This window comes from Ascidiaceihabitans sp. (assembly GCF_039986515.1).
Classification (GTDB): Bacteria; Pseudomonadota; Alphaproteobacteria; order Rhodobacterales; family Rhodobacteraceae; genus Ascidiaceihabitans.
Genome location: NZ_JBDWQO010000019.1, coordinates 129,907 through 153,427 on the forward strand (window position 1 = coordinate 129,907; position 23,521 = coordinate 153,427).

Genomic DNA, 23,521 nt, shown 5'->3' on the forward strand with positions numbered 1-23,521 from the left:
CTTTTTTTGATCTAACCGTCGGCTAAAGCGCAATCTAGGTGCGCATGTCGCGAATAATGTCCAGAATTTCCGAAGCGGCTTTCGGGATGTTTGTACCAGGTCCAAAGATTGCTTTGACTCCATTGTCGTACAGGTACTGGTAGTCTTGCTGCGGAATGACGCCGCCACAAATGACGATAATATCGTCCGCACCTGCGTCTTTGAGGGCCTGCACCAGTTGTGGCGCCAACGTCTTGTGACCTGCCGCTTGTGAACTGATGCCAATCACATGGACATCGTTGTCCACCGCATCTTGTGCTGCTTCAGCAGGTGTTTGGAACAACGGACCAACGTCCACATCAAACCCAATGTCCGCAAAGGCAGTCGCGATCACTTTTGCACCACGGTCGTGGCCATCCTGTCCCATTTTAACAACCAACATACGGGGGCGACGTCCTTCGACTTCGGCAAAATCTTCTACAGATTTCTGGATCGCAGCAAAACCTTCATCCCCTTCATAAGCGGCACCATAGACACCTGCCAAAGTCTTCACTTCTGCACGGTGGCGTCCGAACACTTTTTCCATCGCCATGCTGATTTCTCCTACAGTGGCACGTGCGCGCGCAGCCTCAACAGCGCCTTCCAACAAATTCCCTCCCTCTTCGGAGCGGCGGGTCAATTCAGCCAGTGCAGCTGTGCAAGCGGCGTCATCGCGCGTTTGGCGGATGGTGTTCAGTCGTGCAATCTGGCTGTCGCGCACAGCCGCATTGTCGATGTCGAGAATGTCGATCGGGTCTTCTTTATCCAGTCGGTATTTGTTCACACCAACAATAACCTCCGCCCCACGGTCGATGTTGGCCTGACGTGTGGCCGCGGCTTCTTCGATGCGCAGTTTTGGCATGCCTGATGCCACAGCTTTGGTCATGCCGCCCAGGTCTTCGACCTCTTGGATCAGCTTCCATGCGTCTTCGGCCAGATCATGTGTCAGTTTTTCAACGTAGTAAGAGCCGGCAAGCGGGTCGACCACGTTGGTCACACCCGTTTCCTCTTGCAAGATCAACTGGGTGTTTCGGGCGATACGTGCCGAAAAATCCGTCGGCAAAGCGATGGCTTCGTCCAACGCGTTGGTGTGCAACGATTGCGTGCCCCCAAGTGCCGCAGCCATGGCTTCATAGGCCGTGCGAACCACATTGTTGTAGGGGTCTTGTTCTTGCAAAGACACACCCGATGTCTGGCAATGTGTGCGCAGCATGGACGATTTTTCATTCTTGGGCGCGAATTCAGACATGATGCGGTGCCACAGCAGACGCGCCGCACGCAGCTTTGCCGCTTCCATGAAAAAGTTCATGCCGATGGCGAAGAAAAAGCTAAGCCGTGGCGCAAAACGGTCCACATCCATGCCTGCCGCAATCGCAGTGCGCACATATTCGCGGCCATCCGCCAAGGTAAAGGCCAATTCCTGTACAAGGTTCGCGCCGGCCTCTTGCATGTGGTAACCCGAAATCGAGATCGAATTGAACTTGGGCATGTGATCGGATGTGTATTCGATAATATCACCGATAATCCGCATCGAAGGCTCAGGTGGATAGATATAGGTGTTGCGGACCATGAATTCTTTCAGAATGTCGTTCTGAATGGTTCCCGCCAGAACCGATTTGTCATGCCCCTGTTCTTCTCCAGCGACGATGAAGGACGCAAGAATCGGGATCACGGCCCCATTCATGGTCATGGACACCGACACTTTATCAAGCGGGATACCGTCGAACAGGATTTTCATATCCTCGACGCTGTCAATCGCAACGCCCGCTTTGCCGACATCGCCAACGACCCGTTCATGGTCGCTGTCATACCCACGGTGCGTTGCAAGATCGAAGGCCACAGATACACCTTGTTGCCCTGCCGCCAAGCCGCGACGGTAAAAGGCGTTGGATTCTTCAGCTGTTGAAAACCCGGCATATTGGCGGATCGTCCATGGGCGACCGGCATACATGGTTGCTTTGACACCGCGCGTGAACGGCGCTTGCCCCGGGATGGTGCCCAGATGGGCCACGTCCTTAAGGTCGTCTTCCGTATAGATCGGCTGCACTTCAATGCCTTCAAGCGTTTTCCACGTCAGGTCGTCCAATGGCCGCCCACGTAATTCGCCTTCAGCCAGATCGCGCCAAGTTTCTTTCTTGTTGGTCATGTCTGTCGTGTCCTCTTGTCTGTGAGCCGGCAGACGGGATTGGTCCCGCTCTTTTCCGGCCCGGATCCTCTGTCAGGGTTGCTGTTCCGTCTGCTCCGGCCATAAGCCAATGCAAATCGTCAGCGTAAGCTTCGCGCAGCGCTGCGCGTTGATCATCATCGAACGGGTGCCAGCGTTCGGTGTCGTTCTGCGAAAAATTGGGGACAATGCCGCGTTCAAGCAACGTGTCGCGTAAATTGGCGATTGTTGGGGCACGGTTCAACCACTCATGCGCCGTATCGCGTGGTGCAGCAATGCCAGTGCCTGCACGAAACATTGCATCCGGACGCCCAGCAAATTCTTCAAACGGCAGCACCCAAATGGCCGCATCCGGCACAGCACAAGACAAGTCCGCAATAACATCCCGCCATGTCCGCGTACTATCGGCAATGGCTTGTAGCGCACGTCCCGTGGGCAACGCATGGCCACGGCACACACCGTAAGACGCGGCAGAGGCCCAATAGAGATCATGTGACCGCACATTCAGGACGATTTCCTTAATGCGCCCGTCAAATGCATGCGCAAACCGCGCCATGCGGTCCCCGATGGCCGGGTAAAGCATATGTTGGCGTAAGTTGTCGCGCACAGAGCCAATCAGATTTTCATCACTGACCATCAAGGTCTGGATGCCACTTTTCGCAGAGCGTTCAAGTTGCAATTGGACGCGCCCTTTGGCCCGCCGTTGCAAATCACGACCAGATGCGACGCCCGGCACAGGCAAAACACCGGCAAACAGTCCCTTGCGGGTGCGCCGTGGCCCCCAGAAGCCGACACCTTTGTCCCGAAAGCTCTGCGCGTTGCGCCGTAAGTAACTTTGGAAAGTGGTGCTGCCTGTGCGGTGAACACCAAGGTGAAGGGTTACGTCCATTGTGCGGCCTGCTCGTTGCTGCGCCGCCCCGTACGGCCATTTACCGGGAATTGCCCCGTTCATGCCCACACATCCATTGAGATCGATTTAACGTCAAAATATCTACCCAACCCCATCGCATTCTTGGAAAAACGGCCTATCTTAGGCTCAACAGGAGCGCATATGAAACCACTACTTCCCCTTGTTTTAACAGGCTTATTCGCATTTCCGCTCTTTGCGGAAGATACCCAGGACACGCAAAATTCGGACGTGTTCGACAGCGTAGAAACAAAAGACTTGTCACAATTTGTCTGGAAAAAGCGGCCCGTCGTGGTCTTTGCGGACAACGAAGCAGACCCGCGCTTTATCGAACAGCTCGAGTTGTTGCGTGAAGGCGAAGCCGATTTGGCAGACCGCGATGTGGTTGTGTTGCTGGACACAGATCCTGCGGCCAGGTCCGACCTTAGACTGAAATTGCGCCCACGCGGCTTCATGCTTGCGATTATCGGGAAAGATGGCGGCATCAAGCTGCGCAAGCCATTCCCGTGGGACGTTCGTGAAATCACCCGCAGCATCGACAAAATGCCAATGCGCAAGCGCGAAGTCCGCGAGCAAAAAGAGGCCGCAGCCACAGACGGGTGAACCGCCTTTATGGGTTGCGGCCTATTCATGGGTTATTCGAACTCCATGATCACATCATCAACCGACAGGCTGTCGCCCGCCCCTGCGTTGATCTTTGTAACCACGCCCTTCTTTTCGGCGCGTAGAATGTTTTCCATCTTCATGGCTTCGATCGTGCACAGCGCCTGGCCTTCTTGCACTTCGTCACCTTCGACAACATCCAGCTTCACAACCAGACCAGGCATCGGGCACAGCAACATCTTGGATGTGTCCGGAGGCAATTTTTCGGGCATTTTGCGTGCCAGCTCTGCCTGACGCGGCGTGCGAATGTGAACTTTAAGATCGGCACCACGCGCACGAATACGGAACCCGCCGCTTACCTTGCCGACTTTCAACACCAATGCAGTGCCATCCACCGTCATTTCTGCGATTTGGTCGCCAGGCGTCCATGCCCCCGACACACGCATCGCAGTGCCATCTTCGAAGGTGATGGTTGACCCGTCATGGTCCGCGTTGATCGCCACGTCAAAAGACTGCCCTTGCACCGCAACATTCCAGTCAGAACCGACTTTGCGTTCGTGGTTGTCCATGCGCCCCGACACACGGGCGCGGCGAATTTCTGCAACGCGGTGCATGGCGGCTGTGGCGGCCCCGATCCGGCGGACGTCGGTGTCGGACAAAGTGACGCCTTCGAAACCATCAGGGTATTGTTCTTCGATGAAGGCTGTTGTCATTGTGCCGTCGATGAAAATCTGGTGATCCATCACAGCCGACAAAAACGGCAAGTTGTGACCGATGCCTTCAACCTCGAAGCTGTCAAGCGCCACACGCATCGCTTCGATCGCCTGATCGCGGGTTGGCGCCCATGTGCAAAGTTTGGCGATCATCGGATCGTAATACATGCTGATCTCGCCGCCTTCATAGACGCCGGTATCATTGCGCACAGCAACCGTGGCCGAGGGTGCATCGCCTTGCCATTTGTCGTTGTCCAGAAGCGGCCCTGCCGCTTGCTCCATCGGGGGGCGGTAGCGTGTCAGACGTCCGATGGACGGCAAGAACCCGCGATAAGGGTCTTCTGCATACAGGCGGTTTTCGATGGCCCAGCCCGTCAGCGTCACATCGTCTTGCGTGATGGTCAGCGCCTCACCATTGGCGACGCGGATCATCTGTTCGACCAAATCGACACCAGTGATCAATTCGGTGACAGGGTGTTCAACCTGCAAACGCGTGTTCATCTCGAGGAAATAGAAGTTCTTGTCGCCGTCCACGATGAATTCAACCGTACCTGCGCTGGCGTAATCCACAGCCTGCGCCAAAGCGACGGCCTGTTCGCCCATGGCTTTGCGGGTCGCTTCATCCAGGAACGGCGAAGGCGCTTCTTCAACCACTTTCTGGTTGCGGCGCTGGATCGAACATTCGCGTTCACCCAAGTAGATGCCGTTACCGTGGCTGTCACACAGCACCTGAATTTCGATGTGGCGGGGCTGTGTGACAAACTTCTCAATGAAAATCCGATCATCGCCAAAGCTGTTGGCTGCTTCGTTTTTGGAGGATTGAAAGCCTTCGCGGGCCTCTTCGTCATTCCACGCGATGCGCATGCCTTTGCCACCGCCGCCGGCCGACGCTTTGATCATGACCGGATAACCAACCTGGTTGGAAATTTTAACCGCGTCTTCTGCGTCCTCAATCAGCCCCATGTAACCCGGAACAGTGGATACGCCCGCATCCTGAGCGATCTTTTTGGATGTGATCTTGTCGCCCATCTTTTCAATTGCGCCAACGGGCGGGCCAACAAACGCCACGCCAGCGGCGTCCAGCGCTTCGGCGAATTTCGAGTTTTCGGACAAGAAACCATAGCCCGGATGCACAGCCTGCGCACCCGATGCCTTGATTGCTTCCATGACCTTGTCGATGACAATGTAGGACTGGTTGGCAGGCGGCGGGCCGATGTGGATGGCTTCGTCCGCCATTTGCACATGCAGGGCCTGCCGGTCGGCGTCGGAATAAATGGCAACCGTGGAAATACCCATTTTTCGGGCTGTCTTGATGACGCGGCAGGCAATTTCGCCACGGTTGGCGATCAGGATCTTGTTGAACATGTGCTGTCCCTTTTGATGTGAAAGGATGAACGCAAGCGACCGCCCTGCATCGGCAGGGCGGGTCTTGCAGTGTTATATTGGCACGGCACAAGGCCGCGCGGCTTTAGTTGCTTGTTAGCGGCCCCAACAGGGATATGTCCCCGCGGCTGGATGCGTCTTGGGGCTGGGTACAACCGGCTGCACACAATAGTGCTGCAACCGCAAAAATGCTGGTTACTCGTTTCATAATATCTGCCTCGCTCAGGGGCTTTTAATTTTGCCCATTGAACCCAGTATACACGAGAATCTGCCTGAAATGTGGCAAAAGCACCTGACGCTAAAGAGAGTGATTTTTTCGCATCACTCTCTTTGCAGCGCCAATAACGATTAGCATTTGCCGGGATTGAGTTCGCAATACACGATGTTACCTGCAGCCCCGACGACGGCACCTGTCGCCAGGCTCCCACTTGTGACGGCCGCTGCGCCGGCGCCGATTGCACCACCCGCAAGCGCTTGCTCACCGATCGTGTCGCCACACGCGCCAAGCGCCAAGGCTGTTGCGCCCGCGATAATCCATTTTTGTACTGCCATTGCCGTGATCCTTTTTCTGTACGGTCTATAACGACCTTCAAATCACAAACTATGTTGGACGCAACATGGTTCCAATGCACAGGGCGCCATTGGGCAGCATTCCGCCAAATAATTGATTCAGAACGTAAAAAAACAGGCGACACGGTGCAGAACGCATCGTGCCGCCCATTAGGGGAAGGGGTACGGAAATGGTACACGACACGCACGTTTGTTTGGGGAACGCGTGCCGATAGGGCCATATTGCGCGTAGATTTTGCATCTGCCAAGCCGCTATTCTCGCGATGCGGGAAGTCGGCCAAGCTCCGCCGTTTTTGAGAATACATGCGCAACATCATGCCGATCAGCCCTCGAACGCTTCGGGAAAGGCCGCTTGTGCTGCGCTTTCGTCGATCACCAGCAAAGCTTCGTAGTCTTCCGGATCGAAGGGATCGGTGGCTGGCAGGATTTCGCGACCAAATAACCAAGACAACCGCCCGGCATCCAGATTGCCCCGTTCAAAGGGGTGTGGTCCAAAATGTTCCCACAATGCCTTCATGAATCCCGCGTCAGCGCGGCGGTCCGCCGGCTTGCGGTCACGTTTGCGTTCGCGGCGTGTGATTGCTGTCACCCCTTTGGGGTTTGCACGACGAATGATGAATTGGAAATCTGTCCCCGTTAGTCGGCCGGGAAAGCCGCGATGCTTCATCATAATGCCACCTCCGCATCAAAGAGGGTTGGCATGAATGTCAGGGTCAGGGCAGCCGCGAACGCCTGCCCTGTAGCAGTACGATTACTTGTACTTGCCTGTGTATGTCGGTTCCTGGCTGATCGGCTCTGGATCAACCACGACAAATTCTTCGGCCTGCTGCTCACGCGCACAGGCAGCAACAACGGCGATAAAACCGAAGGTTGCCAGCAATTTGATGCTCTTTGACATCTAAGTCTCCTGTCACTTTCAATAACTTGCAAAGACGCGAAATGCGCCCCCACTTCCTCTACCGAGGTCGGGCTCCGATTGGAATTCCCTTGGGGGATCATAGGCGAAAAGGTGCGAAAAAGATATCCACAGCCAGCCAATCGGCGGAGTTGTGTCTTCAAAGCCTCAAAAACCTGCCCACATAAGAAGTGAGCCGCAACATGTTGTGTATCCATCAGAAAGCTTCCCAGATGCAGGCATCATTTTGGACCCTATATGCCTCAAAAAATTGCGTGGCCTCTTGGTCCTGCACACCAAATTCAGTTTCACGGTCGCTCAGAGAAATCACAACCGTGTGTGGGTCTATGGCGTATTCGTTGGCGTAAGGCAGGGCTGCGGACGCACATAAATGGGCCATATCTATGCTTGCTGTGTCGTAATCCACACCGCCCCCGTCCCGCGCAATGGCCGGAGCCACATAGCGCATCCGCAGCCATGTCTGACCTTCCACCTTATCAATCAACGCATCAAAAAGCGTCACAGATTGGCCAGAAGGCACATCTTGCGCAACCGCCCCAGACCCTGCCAAACCCATCACCAAAGTTACAATGCGCAGCATCATGGCGCTGTCTCATCTTTGGTGGCGAAGTCGGCAGGTGCGATAATTTCGATCAGTTCCAGATCATCGGAATGGCGTACTTCGCGGTGCTTGATGCCGGGGGGCTGCAACACACAAGACCCTTCGCGCAACACGTGTTCGCCGGTGCCCTCGTATTCAAACACCACCCAGCCTTTGGTGACATAGACCATCTGGAAATCAAGGTCATGGCTGTGCCACGTCGCAGGGCTTTCCATACCCGGCACAGCACGAATGGCATGCGCCCCGAAATCGCCTTTGGTGGCCGCGCTGATGCCCAGATCGCGATATTCAAAGAAAGGCCGCAACCCTTTGCCTTCAAATGCCCCATCATCGGCATGAGCGATGGAAAAGGCTTGGTTCTTCCAAAGCTGTGTCATTGGTTTCCCTTTGCACATCGCAGCCAACGGGCGCGGTTTTTCGGATCATCCAGCACGGCCCCGACTTGTTCTGTCATATGGCGTGTGACACGTCCCGAAACACGTCCCCCCGCTTTCACATGCAGCCCCTCTGCCATGTGCGTGATCTGAACCACTGGCGAAAAACCACGCACATTTTGCAACTTACGCCACATGTCTTGGCGTATTTGATGGGCAAGACGAACAGGATGGGCGTTTGGGAAGATGGTACTGGCATCAAAATCAAACTGCGCAGGGTACCTACGGCATAGAACTGTCCGTTCACCCTCGCACAGCAGATACCAGCCGTTGACGGGCCGTATGCTCATGCTGCGCTTGCTATAATCCGCCCCCGACATGTGAATGCTCGCAGCCGCGAGCTGCTTTTTGCCCGATACGCCCTGAAATGCCTGCTGATCTTTCATCTGCTACTTTTCACAAGACAGCCACGCGTCAGGTATGCTTGGTTGGTGTCGTAGCCCATCTTGGTTACGATTTTCATCCGGCCGTCGGATGTCCGTACTATTTTGCCATCTTTATCCTGTTCTACAATCTGATATGGCCTCTCTGAACCCCAACGCACGACAACAACCATGAAGGGGTTGCCGAAGGTTTCACCGGAACCCAGAAATTGCCCCCTGTAGGTTTGACATAGTTCCTTGCCCAATTTCCGCGCATGGCGCTCTGAGTTTTTGGGCGGGCTTTTGACATTCACGATGTTAACCACAACGACTGCAGCCTTCGATTGCGAAGAAAGCCGCGCGGCGGGTCCACCGCCAATCACGTAGCGTGTGCGGCTCAGAAAGTCTGATTTTGCCTCTGTCGCACACCCAACAAAACCATTTGAATATGTTGTCCGATCCGAACTCTTGCACGCAGCATCTGCTGCACCCGCAAAGGAGAACAGCAAACAACATGCGATAAAATGAAGTTTCAAATACAATTTACTGATCTCACAACGGAATGTTATCGTGCTTTTTCCAAGGCATCTGCTGCTTCTTGTTGCGCAGGGATGCAAAGGCGCGGCTGACCCGTTTGCGGGTTGAACGCGGCTGGATCACTTCGTCAATGAACCCGCGTTCGGCGGCAACAAACGGGTTGGCAAAGCGGTCTTCGTAGTCCGCCACATGCTCCGCTGTTTTCTCGGCATCACCAAGGTCAGCGCGGTGGATAATCTCAGTCGCCCCCTTGGCCCCCATCACTGCGATTTCGGCTGTGGGCCACGCGTAGTTGAAATCAGAACGCAAATGCTTGGACGACATCACAACATAGGCACCGCCATAGGCTTTGCGCGTAATGACGGTGACTTTCGGCACTGTCGCTTCACCATAGGCAAACAGCAGTTTCGCACCGTGTTTAATCACACCGCGGTATTCTTGGGTAGTGCCCGGCAAGAAGCCCGGAACGTCGATCAGTGTCAGGATTGGGATTTCAAACGCATCACAAAAGCGCACGAACCGCGCAGCCTTACGCGAGCTGTCGATGTCCAGAACCCCTGCCAAAACCATCGGCTGGTTGGCCACGACACCCACGGTGCGCCCCTCAAGACGGATGAAGCCGGTGATGATGTTCTTGGCGAACTCTTCCTGAATTTCGTAAAAATCGCCCTCGTCCGCCAGCTTCAGGATCAATTCCTTCATGTCGTAAGGCGTGTTGGGGTTGTCTGGTACAAGCGTGTCCAGAGATGCCTCAACCCGGCCCGGTTCATCAAAGAACGGACGCACGGGGGGTTTTTCACGGTTGTTCAGCGGCAGGAAGTCAACAAGGCGGCGCACTTCGGCCAATGCCTCCACGTCGTTTTCAAACGCCGCATCCGCAACAGAGGATTTCTTGGTGTGGGTCGATGCCCCGCCCAATTCTTCGGCGGTGACCACTTCGTTCGTGACGGTTTTCACCACGTCAGGACCAGTGACAAACATGTAAGAGCTGTCTTTGACCATAAAGATGAAGTCGGTCATGGCGGGCGAATAAACGGCCCCACCGGCGCATGGCCCCATGATCACGGAAATCTGTGGCACCACACCGGACGCCATGATGTTGCGCTGAAACACTTCACCGTAGCCCGCAAGCGAATCCACGCCTTCCTGAATACGCGCACCACCGGAATCGTTGATGCCGATGACGGGTGCGCCATTTTGCATCGCCATGTCCATGATTTTGCAGATTTTCATCGCATGTGTGGCCGAAACGGAGCCGCCTAGAACCGTGAAATCCTGGCTGAACACATAGACCATGCGGCCATTGATGGTGCCCCACCCCGTGACAACGCCATCGCCCGCAGGCTTTTGTTTTTCCATGCCAAAATCGGTGCAACGGTGCGTGACGAACATGTCGAACTCTTCGAAAGACCCCTCATCCACCAAAAGATCAATCCGTTCACGGGCCGTTAACTTGCCTCGTCCATGTTGCGCATCAAGACGCTTTTGGCCTCCGCCCAGACGGGCGGCCTCGCGGCGATCATTTAACTCGGTCAGAATATCTTTCATCGTCAGCCCCGTTCATGGAATTCGAATTCATTTGGGTTGTTTTATCAAGGAGCATGGGCAGATCACAGCCTCTTTCCGCAAATTTGCAAATACTATTCCGTCAATCTTTTGCAAATTGCAAAACTGCAAATAGTGAACTGTTCCGTTCGGTTCATATAGACAACCCACAGCACGAGGCCTAGCTGTTAACCATGAATAAGCCGATCACGATCCGCTTTCTGGATCGCAGCACTCCGCCACATATTTTCACACTGATTTACCTGTCGGGTATGTCGGCGATGGTGATGAATATGTATTTGCCCAGTTTGCCCGGCATGACCGCATATTTCGACGCCGATTACAGTGTAGTGACACTTTCGGTGCCCTTGTTCTTGATCGTCAGCGCTATTTTGCAAATCTTTATTGGCCCTGTCTCGGACAAAGTTGGCCGCCGCCCTGTTTTACTTGGGGGGCTGGTTGTTTTCCTGACCGCCAGCGTCGCCTGTATCTACGCCCCGACCGTCGGATGGTTTTTATTTTTCAGGATGGTGCAAGCGTCGGTCGCGGTGTGTATGGTTCTCAGTCGTGCGATTGTGCGCGATTCATATGACCAAGACCAATCCGCGTCGATGATCGGCTACGTCACGATGGGCATGGCCGTGGTTCCGATGGTCAGCCCGGCCATTGGCGGCGTTTTGAACGAATTTTTTGGCTGGCAATCCAATTTCTGGGCATTTTTCATTGTGGGTCTGGTTCTGTTTTGCCTTGTTTGGAACGACTTGGGCGAAACATCGAAACCCTCTGGTTTGACGCTGGCACAACAGTTCAAGGAATACCCGGAACTGCTGCGATCCCCTAGATTTTGGGGATATTCCATGGCGTCCGGCTTTAGCACAGGCGCGTTTTTTGCCTATCTTGGCGGCGGACCTTTTGTTGGCTCCGATGTGTTTGGCCTGTCATCTGTCTGGGTTGGCATCTGTTTTGGGGCACCCGCCATTGGCTATTTCACCGGAAACTGGATCACGGGCCGCAATGCGCAGCGCTTGGGTGTGAACAAACTTATTTTGGCAGGCTGCCTTGTTCTGGTCTTTGGCATGGCCTTGATGTTGTTGTTGTTTCTGACGGGCCTGGACAATGCGTTCACATTCTTCGGCTTGATGACATTTGTGGGCTTGGGCAACGGCATGGTTATCCCGAATGCCACAGCGGGCATGCTGTCGGTGCGGCCACATCTGGCTGGTACAGCATCCGGTTTGGGTGGCGCAATCATGATCGGCGGGGGCGCTGGCCTGTCTATGCTGGCACTGTTTTTGCTGACGCCTGAAACAGGGGCCTACCCGTTGATTTTGATCATGCTGATCACCTCATGCGCGGCCTTAACCTCAATACTGCTGGTGTATCGCCGCGAAGCACGGTTGCAGCTGTAGCGCCTGAAACCTGCGACTTGCACGGGATGCTTTGCAAAGTTACGCTAAACCATTGCAAATCTGCAAAGACACGGCGGTGAAGGTAGCTTATGGCAACGCAGAAACTTTATGCAGGCGCAAAACTGCGCGAGGTGCGCACCCGCGTTCAGCTGACGCAAAAAGACTTTGCTGCGAAGCTGGGTGTGTCGCTGCCTTATCTCAATCAGATGGAAAACAACAACCGGCCCGTCAGCACAGCGGTTGTGCTGTCCCTTGCTGGTGAGTTCGGTATTGATGTCACGGAACTTTCGACCGGAGATGGCGAACGTCTGGTCAGCGACATGCGCGAAGCTTTGGCCGATCCGGTTTTTGCCGGTGACATGCCACCGATCGCGGATCTTCGGCTGGCAGCATCAAATGCACCGACGCTTGCACGCGCCTTTATCGAATTGCACAACAGCTACCGCCAAACCCATGAAAGACTTGCATCATTAGACGAGGCGTTGGGACGTGAGGACGCGCGCGCACGACCAAGCCCATGGGAGGAAGTCCGCGACTTTTTCCACTATTGTGACAACTACATTGATCCTGTGGATCGCGCCGCGGAGCATTTTGCCACGGATCAGGGCCGTTCGGGAAACATCCGGCTCGCCGCCGTCTCAACCCTTGGCACGGAAGGGATCACAGTTGCATTTGAGGACACCGACAGACTGCGATCTTACGTTCCATCGACTAAAAAACTGACCATTTCCTTGCGTGCAGCCCCCGAAACGCAAACCTTCCAATTGCTTCTTCAAGTCGCCTTGATCAAACAAAACGCACTATTGGAAGCGACCCTAGATCTGGCCCGGTTTCAAACGCAAGAAGCCCGCGCTATCGCAAAAATCGGATTGGCAAACTACTTTGCTGGCGCCGCACTGATGCCCTACGCCACCTTTTTGCAATCCGCCCAAGACAGCCGGCATGACGTCGAATGGTTGGCGGGGCGGTTTGGTGCCTCGATCGAACAGGTCGCACACCGTTTGGCCACCATGCAACGACCCGGCGCGAAAGGTATTCCGTTTTTCTTTGTGCGCGTCGATCAAGCAGGCACGATCACCAAAAGGCATTCCGCCACGCGTCTGCAATTTGCCCGATTTGGCGGTGCCTGCCCGCTTTGGAACGTACACCGCGCGTTCGAACAACCGGGCCAGTTTCTGCGCCAGTTGGCAGAAACGCCAGACGGGGTCGGCTATATCAACTTGGCCCGCGACGTGTCGAAACCGGCGGGCCGTTATGGCGCACCCGTGCGCCGGTTCGCGATCGCTTTGGGGTGTGAAGTCGCGCATGCCGGGGCGTTGGTCTATGCGGATGGTTTGGATCTTGGCCGGACCGATGCGTTTGAACCTATCGGGATTTCGTGTCGGATTTGCGAACGCAAGACCTGTCACCAACGCTCAGTGCCGCCGCTTGAACGCAAATTGACCATTGATACCGACTTGCGTGACGTGCTGCCTTACACTGTGGATTAGCGCGTAATTTCAGCGCTTTGCGGCCCGCCACCCGGATGCAACCGCATCTTGAACGGAACAAAACCACCGTTCGCCTTTTTGGGTGTTGATGCCTGTACGCTCATAGAATGCCTGACCTGGCCGGTGAAAGATGCGCTTACCATCCGCCGACACATTGCCTTTGATCACACAGTCCCGGTCCGGCGGAATGCGTCCCTTGATGCGGCTTTTGCGAAACTGTGACGGGCTTTGCACACGGCTGGCGTGCAAACCACGATCGTTGATCGCAGCGCCCTTTTCATCCAGAACATAGGCCGTGGAATATTTGGCATAGGCAAACGCCAATCCATCGGACACCAGCGCGCGACCAATGTCTTCGCCGGCCACGTCACATGAGGCAACAACACGGTTGTATCTGTCGACAGTGATTTGGGTGCAAGTCGCGATTTGCCCTTGTATCCGCTGGCGCACCTGATCGTTGACCCATGCCCCACATTGCCAGGACGTTCCCTGTTCGGTGACACAATGCTGGTCTTTTTCAGGGGCATCAACGCCATGCAAACGCACCCGCGTGTCACCGACATCAAAGGTGTCACCGTCAATGACAACAACGCGACCGGTAAATTGGCCAGACGTTTCCGCCCCGGCAAGAATAGGTAACAAACATAAAACGATGGCGGTGCAAAACGTGTTCATGCCCCCTCAAATGAGGGTAAAGCATGAACACATCAAGCAAAACCAGTAACTAAGGTAAACAAAACATGAAGGAAAGCGCGAACGCTTTACCTTTGCTCTGTTTCCCAGTCTGGGTGAATCCACGGCTGATCGTTGGCGCGTGGCAAGGGATCGCGGCCCAGCACATGATCAGACATCTTTTCCCCAACCATGATCGACGGCCCATTCAGATTGCCATTTGTGATGCGTGGAAAAATGCTGCTGTCTGCCACACGCAGCCCTTCGACGCCAATCACCTGTCCCTGCGCGTCCACCACAGCCATCGGGTCATCCCGCCGCCCCATTTTACAGGTTCCGCAGGGATGGTAGGCGCTTTCCACATGTTCGGCGATGAATGCGTCCAGCTCATCGTCTGATTGCACCGCCTCCCCGGGTTGGATTTCGTGCTTCACATAGGGCTTGAACGCATCTTGCGAGAAGATCTCGCGGGTCAAGCGAATACAGCGGCGGAAATCTTCCCAATCCGAAGGGTCCGACATGTAATTAAACAAAATCTTCGGGTCGTCTTGCGGATTGTTCGAGCGCAGCGTGACGGACCCACGCGACACAGATCGCATCGGGCCTGTGTGCGCTTGAAACCCGTGGCCTTCAGCCGCCACCTTGCCGTCATATCGCACAGCGATGGGCAAGAAATGGTACTGAATATCGGGATAATCCACACCGGGTTTTGACCGGATGAACGCCGCACTTTCAAACTGGTTGGACGCGCCCATACCCGTCTTTGTGAACAGCCATTGCGCCCCGATCATCGCCTTGGAAAACATATTCCAGTGTTTGTACAGCGTGATGGGTTGGCTGGCCGCCATTTGCAAATACAGCTCCAGATGATCTTGCAAATTCTGCCCGACGCCGGGACGGTCGGCGACCACTTCGATACCGTGTTCAGCCAGATGACCGGCAGGTCCGATCCCCGACAACATCAGAATTTTCGGGGAGTTGATCGAGGACGCCGCAAGGATCACTTCGTGGCGCGCTTTCACAACCTGCCCACCCGCCAAGGCCACACCAGTGGCTTTACCGTCTTCGATCACGACCTTCTCAACCAAACCGTTGATCAGTTTGCAGTTTTCGCGTTTCAAGGCAGGCCGTAAATAGGCGTTGGCCGCAGACCAGCGTCGCCCTTTGTGCACCGTTTGCTCCATCGGGCCAAAGCCTTCCTGCTTTTGCCCGTTGTAGTCATCCGTGGCCTCATAGCCTGCCTGCTTGCCAGCCTCGACAAAGGCTTTGAACAGCGGGTTCTCACGTGGGCCGCGTGTCACATGCAAAGGCCCATCTGTGCCGCGCCATTCGGGGTCACCGCCGTGCCCGCCATCGTCCCATGTCTCCATGCGTTTGTAATAGGGCAACACGTCCGCATAGGCCCAACCATCCGCGCCGCTTTCGGCCCAATGGTCAAAATCGCGTGCGTGCCCGCGCACATAAACCATGCCGTTGATTGACGACGATCCGCCAATGACCTTGCCGCGTGGGCATGCCAGCTTGCGCCCCCCCAGATGCGGTTCGGGTTCCGATGTGTAGCCCCAATCGTACCGTTTCATGTTCATCGGGTAAGACAGTGCAGCAGGCATCTGGATGAACGGCCCTGCGTCCGTGCCCCCGTGTTCGATCACCAATACGTCTTTTCCCGCCTCGGCCAAACGGTAGGCCATAGCGCATCCCGCACTGCCGGCCCCAACAATCACATAATCTGCTTCCATCAAAACGGCGCCTCGACATCACCCATACGCACATAAACGGATTTGAGTTGCGAATAGTGTTCAATCGCCGCCTTGGAGTTCTCACGTCCAACGCCTGAGTTTTTCGATCCGCCAAAGGGCGCTTCAACAGGGGCATCGTTGTAGGAATTGATGAAACATGTCCCTGCTTCAAACCCGGCTGCGACACGGTGTGCGCGTGTCAGATCGTTGGTGAACACACCTGCGGCCAAGCCAAATTCCGTGTCATTGGCGCGTGCCATCACATCCGCTTCATCCTCAAAATCAAGAACCGCCATCACGGGGCCAAAGATCTCTTCACGTGCAATGGTCATATCGTCTTTGACGTCCGCAAAGACTGTAGGTTCCAGATAGAACCCGTCGCGGTCCAAACGTTTGCCGCCATAAACCAGACGCGCCCCCTCAGCCTGACCTTTTTCGATGTAACCCAGCACGATATCCATCTGGCGTTCAGACACCACTGGCCCGAAGTTGGTGTCGGGGTCTTGCGGATCGCCGATCACTGCGGTGGCCAGGCGCTCGGAGAGGCGCTTTAGAAACGCTTCTTTGATGTCTTTATGCACAAACACGCGTGTGCCGTTGGAACAGACCTGTCCCGAGGAATAAAAGTTCCCCAAGATCGCGCCGCCGACTGCATTTTCGATATCTGCATCTTCGAACACAATCATCGGGGACTTGCCGCCAAGTTCCATGGTGACGTGTTTGATGCCTGCTGCCGCCGCCGCATAGACCTTGCGGCCTGTCGGAACAGATCCTGTCAGCGACACCTTGTCGACACGGTCATCGGTGACCAAAGCCGCGCCCACATCCCCCAAACCCTGAATGACATTGTAGATGCCTTTCGGAAGACCAGCCTCAACCAAAATCTCGGCCACTTTCAACGCACATAACGGCGTGGTCTCAGACGGTTTGAACACCAACGAATTGCCACACGCCAAGGCCGGTGCGCCCTTCCAGCAGGCGATTTGTGTGGGATAGTTCCACGCGCCGATCCCGACGCAGACGCCCAGCGCCTCGCGGCGGGTATAAACCCAATCGTCACCCAATTGGATGTGTTCGCCCGTCAGGGTCGCGGCCATGCCGCCGAAATATTCAAGCGCATCCGCCCCCGAGGTCGCGTCAACCGCGATCGTTTCCTGATAGGGTTTGCCTGTGTCGTAGGTTTCCAGAACTGATAGCTCGTGATTGCGATCACGGATCATGTCGGCCGCGCGGCGCAAAATGCGGCCCCGTTCTGTGCCAGACATCGCCGCCCAAGCGGGCCAAGCCGCACGTGCAGCATCCAAAGCCTGTTCGACAATTGCAGGCGTCGCAGAATACACCTGCGCGATTTTTTCACCTGTGGCGGCATAAATCACCTCGATGGGTGTTCCGGCAGTGTCTTCGACATATTCACCGTTGATAAAGTGGCTGGCTTTGGGTTGGGTCTGCATGAAATCTCTCGTTTTGTTGCGTCCCGCCCAATGCACAGATCATGCGTTGGACGGGGGATTGATTTTTGAAGGTGCTTATTCAGCAGGTGTTTGCGCGTTGCCCGTCAAACCCGAAAGCCTGTCGCGTTTTACAAAGAACATATACGCAAGCGCCAACAGGTAGATCACGATGACCACAGAGCCGACCCACTGGATTTGCAACCACTGGCTTTGGAACAGCAGTGTCAGAACAAACAAGCCGATGGCGTTGGCCAACACATAAGACACGGTGCCGAAACGCTCGGTCGTCAGGTTCAGGTTGTCTGTGTACAAGCGAATGAGACTGTCGAACGAATTTACGACAAACACGATGCCCACGATGGTCATGGCCCAGTTCGGGAAGCCTGCTGTGCCGATACCGTTCAGGTGGTAATAGTACAAAACGGTGAACCACAGCGCCAATGGAATGGATGGGAACACAAGCAAGGACGCCAGCAATTGCCATGTTTTCAACCCACCGACAAAGCGACTGACAAACTGACCAATCATGATGGACCATGCAAACCACCAGAACAGGTAGAATTCATGATAATCCGTCAGCGGAATGATGAACTTATGGATTTTGGTGAAATACCCGCCGATATTGCTGCCGGTTGATGCCAGATCGCCCACGCTCATGCCTGCGTTCAGGAACATGTAAAGGATAAGCAACAAGAACAGGATCGTCGAGCTGACGGATAGAACCCGCACAAACTTGAGGTCTGTGGACGAAAACGCCGCCACCAGGATCACAAGGAAGCAGATCAGGTAGAAGACCGGCAAAATCGTTTCGCCGTCACCGACTTCTGCGATGTAATAGGGCATGTAGATCAGGAACAATGCGCCTGTGAAGGCGCAGGTTGTGATGATCACGATATTGTTCAGAAGCTTCACAAACGGGATGTCAAAGAACTTCACGCGTGGTTCGATTGCGCAGAAGTAAAAGGTCGTCAAAAAGTAGAACGCCCAGATCAAAAAGCCCCAGAAACCGAATTCAAGCGCAAGCGGATTGGTGAAAGCATAGGCCGGTTCGGTCGCCGTGTCGGCGTATAGCGGATAATCAAAGGCGAGCGGAAACATGATAAGTCCCACATCCAAACCCGACGTAAACAGGATCGCGATAAAGGTGAACAGCGGCACAGGCGTCACGCCCGTCAGCGGCAAATTCCACCATTTGATCACGCAAATGGCCACCAGCACAAATGCCAGAATGACCCCGAAAGAAATGAGCGACGTTAACATTTTCGGTCCTCGTTGGTTGTTGGCTTGAATGCTTCGTTAAGGCTCAAACACCCTGCATCCTTCGAAGTGGTCGTTACATTTATGTCATTCGCCGCGCGGATATCGTGCGTCTTCCTCAACTGTGTTGAGGTCCATATGATTGCGCATGTACCGCTCCGATGCTTTTTGCAAAGGCTGGAAATCCCACGGGAAATATCCGCCTTCACGAAGGGCCTCGTAAACCACCCAGCGTTTCGCTTGGCTGGCGCGCACCTCTGCGTCGAACTTATCCAGATCCCAACGCGCTTCGGATTTGGCGCGTAGCTGGTCCAGCGTCCCTTTGTGCGCAGGCACCTGCGCCAGATTGGTCAACTCATGTGGGTCGGCGTCCAAATCAAACAACTGGTCCGCATCCAAAGCACAACGGTTGTATTTCCACTTGCCGTACCGCAGCGACACCATCGGGGCATAAGACGCCTCGGCTGTGTATTCCATCGCGACAGGTTCCGTGCGTTCAACGCCCTGCCCCATCGGCACGACAGACTGGCCCGCGGTCCATGGCATCACCTCGGACATGTCCACCCCCGCCAGATCACACAGCGTTGGGCAAACATCGATGTTCGACACAGGCGTTGTGTGCAATCCCGGTTCCATTTGCGGGGCGCTGATCATCATCGGAACCCGCGCAGACCCTTCAAAGAAGGACATTTTGAACCACAATCCGCGCTCGCCCAACATATCCCCGTGATCCGATACAAACAGAATGATCGCTTCTTGGCGGGTGCCTTCCAAGGCTTCCATCACCTCACCGATCTTGTCGTCCAGATACGAAATATTGGCAAAATACGCGCGACGGGACCGCTTGATGTCGTCTTCGGTGATGTCAAAGCTGCGCCAGTCGTTGGCGTCAAAAATGCGCTTTGAATGGGTGTCGTGATCGTCGTACTCCATTGCGGGCACAGTCGGCAGCAGGTGTTCGCAATCCTCATAGAGATCCCAATACTTCTTGCGCGCAACATAGGGATCGTGCGGATGCGTGAAGCTGACGGTCAAGCACCAAGGGCGGTCGTCCTTGCCCCGCGCCAGATCATAGACCTTGCGGGTCGCGTGATAGGCGACTTCATCGTCGTATTCCATCTGGTTGCTGATCTCGGCCACGCCCGCGCCGGTGACAGACCCCATGTTGTGATACCACCAGTCGATGCGTTCCCCCGGTTTACGGTAGTCCGGCGTCCAGCCAAAATCGGGCGGATATACATCCGTTGTCAGGCGTTCTTCAAAACCATGCAACTGGTCGGGGCCTACGAAATGCATCTTGCCTGAAAGGCAGGTTTGGTAACCGGCGCGGCGCAAATGGTGGGCATAGGTGGGCAACGACGATGGAAATTCTGCCGCGTTGTCATAGACACCTGTCGCGGAGGGCAATTGGCCCGACATAAACGCCGCCCGTCCCGGGGCGCACAACGGCGACGCGGTGTAGGCGTTGGCAAACCGCGTGGACCGTGCGGCCAGTTTCTTCAAATTGGGTGCATGCAACCAATCCGCCGGACCATCGGGAAACAGCGTGCCGTTCAACTGGTCCACCATAAATATCAAGATGTTAGGCTTGGTCATTTTTGGGGGCCACAATCGTTTTTAGGGCATTCAGTGCCGTTTGATGCGCGTGGTTTGCATCAGACGTGCGCGCCAAAGCTGCACGTAAATATAGGCCATCAATCAAAGACGCCATTGTTGTTGCCGCGACATCGGGGGTGTCGGTCAGGGGCCGCAAAGCATGCGTCAAATTCGAATGCAAACGCAGTTGGTACAGCCGCAACAAACGCGCTGTGCCGTCGTTTGTCTGCGCTCGGGCATAAAGCGTCATCCAAGCACTGATCGTGGCGGGGGCAAAACAGGACGGCGCAAAACAGGCCCCCACGATGGCCTCGGCGCGGGCGTAGGGCGTGCGGGCGTCGCGCAATCGCACAAGGGCTTCTTGCCCGAACTCGCGCAAAATATGGCGCATGGCGGCCAGAAAAATCTGATCTTTGCCACCAAAATAGTGATGGGCCAACGCAGTGGACATGCCTGCGCGTTTGGCGATTTGGCCGACGGTCACACCCAGATGGCCAGCTGCGCCTATTTCCTCAATGGTCGCCGTGACCAAGGCGGATCGTCGAATAGGTTCCATTCCAAGCTTTGGCATGCATCCCCCAACACATAAATAAAGCAGTTTTCTATTGGCGCTAACCCTAGAAGGATTTTTATTAACTCGTCAATCAATAAAAACGGCTAGACCTTCGTGGCAGGTGTTGTGGGGGTGATGGGGCCGCGTTTCAAAACAGCTTCGCGCCATGTGATGAACGTGACAGAAGCCAAAATCAGAACGCCTCCAAGAATGACATATGTGTCGACGGCTTCATCGAAAACGATCAAGCCAAGCAAAGTGGCCCAGACAAGTTGCAAGAAGGTGATAGGTTGCGTCACGGTCACAGGGGCCGCTGCAAAAGCGAGGGTCATGGTGTAGTGCCCCGCTTGGGCAAAAAGGGCCACAGCAAACAATATGCCAATATCGGACCACGTCGGCGTCACCCAATGATAGGCCGCAAACGGCGCCAAAGCCACGGTGACAAACAACGACAACATGGCAACAACCACCGTCGGTTTGGTCTCATCGGCCATGATCTTCGCCAAAAGATACGACCCCGCGAAGACAACGGCCGCAACCAGCATCGCCAGATGACCGGGCAAAACTTCCCTGAATCCGGGCCGCAATATTATGGCCGCCCCCACCAACGCGATAACCACAGCCATAATGCGCCGCAGTGCCAGACGTTCGCCTAGAAAAATAGCGGCTCCGATCGAAACGTAGACCGGTGCCAGATAGTTCATCGCGGTCACTTCAGCGATAGGAATGCGCGTCATGGCAAAAAACCAAAGCATCACACCAAATGCATGCAAAAAGCCACGCAGTCCGAACAGCTTCCATTGCCGCGGTGTCACGGTTGCACTGCGCAATTCGCGGATCATCGGCAGCAAGAAAACCAGACCCAACAAATACCGCAAAAACGCAGATTGCGCAGGTGGCATCGTGGGGCCCATCCACTTGACCAATGCCGTGACCGCAACAAAAGAAAGCCCTGTCACCAGCATCCAAAAGATACCGGCCATCGGGCGCGAGGAAGATGTTTGAACCATACCGCGTATCAACACCCAAACACCAAGCGGTCACAAGGGCTAACGGCCTGACTGCGCCGACAAACGCGCCCCCCGGATGAAAACAGGGGCACAAACGTGCCAAACCCAAGCCGCTTCGTGTTTTATTTTGACCGCAAATCCATTTCAAACCTGCGCACAATCAACTGATGCTGAAATAGTGAAAGATGACGCCTTTACAAAGCGATGAGCTATACTTAGATGCTGCCGACTGGGCACAAATTTGCACAAAAGTTTCATCCATATCACAGCGATCTGAACATTGATGATTGGCGTATCTCTTTGCAATTACCATATGACTAAGCAGGCACATAGAAAGATCGAAAAGATGTTGGAAAACGCACATAATCTGGACCTAAGCGCGAGGGATCTCAAACTGATCCAGGACGCGCTTTATACTCAGGAAAAAATTCTTAGCGTGCAAAGTCGCGCGGGGGGCAACGCGGCCAAGCTGCGCCTGAACGAAGTCAAAGAGCTGATGCGCCGGGTCGATGTGAAAGCACCCCAGCGCGAAAGCGAAAACCGCAAAAGCTGGATTGGACTGACGCGCGCCTTGTTCGGCTAACTGCGTCAGCCGTTCGCGGCACATAGACGTAAAAAAAGCCCCTCCAATTGAATGGAAGGGCAGGAATTTTTGACAACCGATTTTTTCAGTTATGGACGCCGCATCAGAGTTGCGACATCACCTCGTCAGACGCTTCAAAATTGGTTGTAACGCGTTGGACATCATCATCATCTTCCAGCGCATCGACCAGTCGCATCAACTTTTCCATCGCCTCAAGGTCCATTTCAGTTGTCGTCGTAGGACGCCATACCAATTTGGTCGAAGAAGATTCGCCCAATTCCGCCTCCAAGGCCGTGGACACATCATTCAGGTCGGTGTCGGCACACCAAACGATATGACCCTCGTCCGAGCTTTCGACATCTTCTGCGCCCGCCTCAATGGCAGCCATCATCACAGTATCCGCATCGCCAACATCCGCGCCGTAGCTGACTTCGCCTTTGCGGTCGAACATAAACCCAACGCTGCCCGTCTCGCCGAGATTTCCGCCGTTTTTTGAAAATGTGGATCGCACAGTGGATGCGGTGCGGTTGCGGTTGTCAGTCATGGTTTCCACGATGACAGCCACGCCATTGGGGCCGTAACCTTCATAGCGGATTTCTTCGTAATCATCCCCCTCACCCGCTTGGGATTTCTTGATCGCGCGATCAATCACGTCCTTAGGCACAGAGTTGGATTTGGCTTCTTTTACGGCCAATCGCAAACGCGGGTTCTTGTCGGGGTCGGGGTCCCCCATCTTCGCGGCCACCGTGATTTCTTTGGCCAGCTTGGAAAACAATTTAGAGCGCAGTTTGTCCTGACGCCCTTTTCGGTGCTGAATATTCGCCCATTTTGAGTGGCCTGCCATAGCATCCTCCAAGAATTCATCTGCTGCATGTTGGCCGTTGCTATAAGGCAGGCAAGGTTGCAGGCGCAAGCCCACGTGCGCATTCTGCACCACAGGATACGGTTCCACAGCCAAATAGATCGCGGGCAAAGCCTTCAAACCGCGTTGAAAATCGCGCTGGCCCC

23 protein-coding genes are annotated in these 23,521 nt (G+C 54.9%); 4 read left to right on the forward strand and 19 right to left on the reverse strand.

Translation table 11 applies throughout. The features are described from left to right. Positions 1-34 precede the first annotated feature (34 nt). Together scpA and ABJL60_RS19520 are read right to left on the reverse strand one after the other, a co-directional pair. On the reverse strand, positions 35-2,164 hold the full coding sequence (gene scpA / locus ABJL60_RS19515; RefSeq protein WP_348288121.1) for a methylmalonyl-CoA mutase: 2,130 nt from the start codon (positions 2,162-2,164) through the stop codon (positions 35-37). Further along, a complete protein-coding gene (locus ABJL60_RS19520) occupies positions 2,127-3,071 on the reverse strand; it encodes a hypothetical protein (RefSeq protein WP_348374054.1) in 945 nt (314 codons plus the stop codon). Before ABJL60_RS19520 ends, scpA begins: the two co-directional genes overlap by 38 nt. A gap of 162 nt (positions 3,072-3,233) precedes the next feature. Between ABJL60_RS19520 and ABJL60_RS19525 the strand changes: the two genes are divergently transcribed. Next, positions 3,234-3,692, forward strand: coding sequence for a DUF4174 domain-containing protein (locus tag ABJL60_RS19525; RefSeq protein ID WP_348374055.1), 459 nt, complete (start codon positions 3,234-3,236; stop codon positions 3,690-3,692). Between the two features lie 32 nt (positions 3,693-3,724). Here the strand turns inward: ABJL60_RS19525 and ABJL60_RS19530 are convergent, their stop codons facing one another. The 9 genes from ABJL60_RS19530 to ABJL60_RS19570 all read right to left on the reverse strand — a co-directional run bounded on the left by ABJL60_RS19530 (position 3,725) and on the right by ABJL60_RS19570 (position 10,756). Further along, positions 3,725-5,770: an acetyl/propionyl/methylcrotonyl-CoA carboxylase subunit alpha gene (locus tag ABJL60_RS19530; protein WP_348288127.1), complete on the reverse strand. Its 2,046-nt coding sequence runs from the start codon at positions 5,768-5,770 to the stop codon at positions 3,725-3,727. A gap of 366 nt (positions 5,771-6,136) precedes the next feature. Further along, entirely contained in the window at positions 6,137-6,340 is a 204-nt protein-coding gene (locus tag ABJL60_RS19535; protein ID WP_348288129.1) for a hypothetical protein, read from the reverse strand. A gap of 340 nt (positions 6,341-6,680) precedes the next feature. Further along, complete coding sequence (locus tag ABJL60_RS19540; RefSeq protein ID WP_348288131.1) at positions 6,681-7,028, reverse strand: hypothetical protein; 348 nt, start codon at positions 7,026-7,028, stop codon at positions 6,681-6,683. Positions 7,029-7,109: 81 nt separating this feature from the next. Then, positions 7,110-7,256 carry a hypothetical protein gene (locus ABJL60_RS19545; RefSeq protein ID WP_181364489.1) on the reverse strand — a complete coding sequence of 49 codons (147 nt, stop codon included), beginning with the start codon at positions 7,254-7,256 and terminating at the stop codon, positions 7,110-7,112. Positions 7,257-7,470: 214 nt separating this feature from the next. Further along, positions 7,471-7,857 (reverse strand): DUF6497 family protein, encoded by a 387-nt coding sequence (locus ABJL60_RS19550; RefSeq protein WP_348374056.1) that lies wholly within the window; start codon positions 7,855-7,857, stop codon positions 7,471-7,473. Next, positions 7,854-8,252, reverse strand: a complete 399-nt coding sequence (locus ABJL60_RS19555) for a cupin domain-containing protein (RefSeq protein ID WP_348374057.1) — start codon at positions 8,250-8,252, stop codon at positions 7,854-7,856. Before ABJL60_RS19555 ends, ABJL60_RS19550 begins: the two co-directional genes overlap by 4 nt. Then, positions 8,249-8,695, reverse strand: coding sequence for a hypothetical protein (locus ABJL60_RS19560; RefSeq protein ID WP_348374058.1), 447 nt, complete (start codon positions 8,693-8,695; stop codon positions 8,249-8,251). Before ABJL60_RS19560 ends, ABJL60_RS19555 begins: the two co-directional genes overlap by 4 nt. Further along, complete coding sequence (locus ABJL60_RS19565; protein WP_348374059.1) at positions 8,692-9,213, reverse strand: hypothetical protein; 522 nt, start codon at positions 9,211-9,213, stop codon at positions 8,692-8,694. Before ABJL60_RS19565 ends, ABJL60_RS19560 begins: the two co-directional genes overlap by 4 nt. Before the next feature lie 10 nt (positions 9,214-9,223). Further along, on the reverse strand, positions 9,224-10,756 hold the full coding sequence (locus ABJL60_RS19570) for an acyl-CoA carboxylase subunit beta (protein WP_348374060.1): 1,533 nt from the start codon (positions 10,754-10,756) through the stop codon (positions 9,224-9,226). 191 nt (positions 10,757-10,947) lie between these two features. Here ABJL60_RS19570 and ABJL60_RS19575 point away from each other — a divergent pair, with 191 nt between their 5' ends. Beyond that, entirely contained in the window at positions 10,948-12,162 is a 1,215-nt protein-coding gene (locus ABJL60_RS19575; RefSeq protein ID WP_348374061.1) for a multidrug effflux MFS transporter, read from the forward strand. A gap of 89 nt (positions 12,163-12,251) precedes the next feature. Continuing rightward, positions 12,252-13,652: a short-chain fatty acyl-CoA regulator family protein gene (locus ABJL60_RS19580; protein WP_348318588.1), complete on the forward strand. Its 1,401-nt coding sequence runs from the start codon at positions 12,252-12,254 to the stop codon at positions 13,650-13,652. Between the two features lie 9 nt (positions 13,653-13,661). Here ABJL60_RS19580 and ABJL60_RS19585 read toward each other — a convergent pair whose 3' ends face one another. From ABJL60_RS19585 to ABJL60_RS19615, 7 genes are all read right to left on the reverse strand, one after another. Continuing rightward, a complete protein-coding gene (locus ABJL60_RS19585) occupies positions 13,662-14,327 on the reverse strand; it encodes a thermonuclease family protein (RefSeq protein ID WP_348374062.1) in 666 nt (221 codons plus the stop codon). Positions 14,328-14,413: 86 nt separating this feature from the next. Beyond that, positions 14,414-16,063: a choline dehydrogenase gene (betA, locus tag ABJL60_RS19590; protein WP_348374063.1), complete on the reverse strand. Its 1,650-nt coding sequence runs from the start codon at positions 16,061-16,063 to the stop codon at positions 14,414-14,416. Continuing rightward, positions 16,063-17,514, reverse strand: coding sequence for a betaine-aldehyde dehydrogenase (gene betB / locus ABJL60_RS19595; protein WP_348374064.1), 1,452 nt, complete (start codon positions 17,512-17,514; stop codon positions 16,063-16,065). Before betB ends, betA begins: the two co-directional genes overlap by 1 nt. A gap of 75 nt (positions 17,515-17,589) precedes the next feature. After that, positions 17,590-18,774 (reverse strand): BCCT family transporter, encoded by a 1,185-nt coding sequence (locus ABJL60_RS19600; protein WP_348374065.1) that lies wholly within the window; start codon positions 18,772-18,774, stop codon positions 17,590-17,592. Between the two features lie 84 nt (positions 18,775-18,858). After that, the gene (gene betC / locus ABJL60_RS19605) at positions 18,859-20,367 is read right to left on the reverse strand and encodes a choline-sulfatase (protein WP_348374066.1); all 1,509 of its coding nucleotides are present in this window, start codon (positions 20,365-20,367) and stop codon (positions 18,859-18,861) included. Beyond that, entirely contained in the window at positions 20,354-20,938 is a 585-nt protein-coding gene (gene betI, locus ABJL60_RS19610) for a transcriptional regulator BetI (RefSeq protein ID WP_348374067.1), read from the reverse strand. Before betI ends, betC begins: the two co-directional genes overlap by 14 nt. A gap of 86 nt (positions 20,939-21,024) precedes the next feature. Continuing rightward, a complete protein-coding gene (locus ABJL60_RS19615; protein WP_348374068.1) occupies positions 21,025-21,930 on the reverse strand; it encodes a DMT family transporter in 906 nt (301 codons plus the stop codon). Positions 21,931-22,243: 313 nt separating this feature from the next. Here ABJL60_RS19615 and ABJL60_RS19620 point away from each other — a divergent pair, with 313 nt between their 5' ends. Then, positions 22,244-22,513 (forward strand): hypothetical protein, encoded by a 270-nt coding sequence (locus ABJL60_RS19620; RefSeq protein WP_348288153.1) that lies wholly within the window; start codon positions 22,244-22,246, stop codon positions 22,511-22,513. 103 nt (positions 22,514-22,616) lie between these two features. On the opposite strand, the gene ABJL60_RS19625 is transcribed toward ABJL60_RS19620, so the two are convergent. Next, positions 22,617-23,357, reverse strand: coding sequence for a YebC/PmpR family DNA-binding transcriptional regulator (locus ABJL60_RS19625; protein WP_348288151.1), 741 nt, complete (start codon positions 23,355-23,357; stop codon positions 22,617-22,619). Positions 23,358-23,521 lie beyond the last annotated feature (164 nt).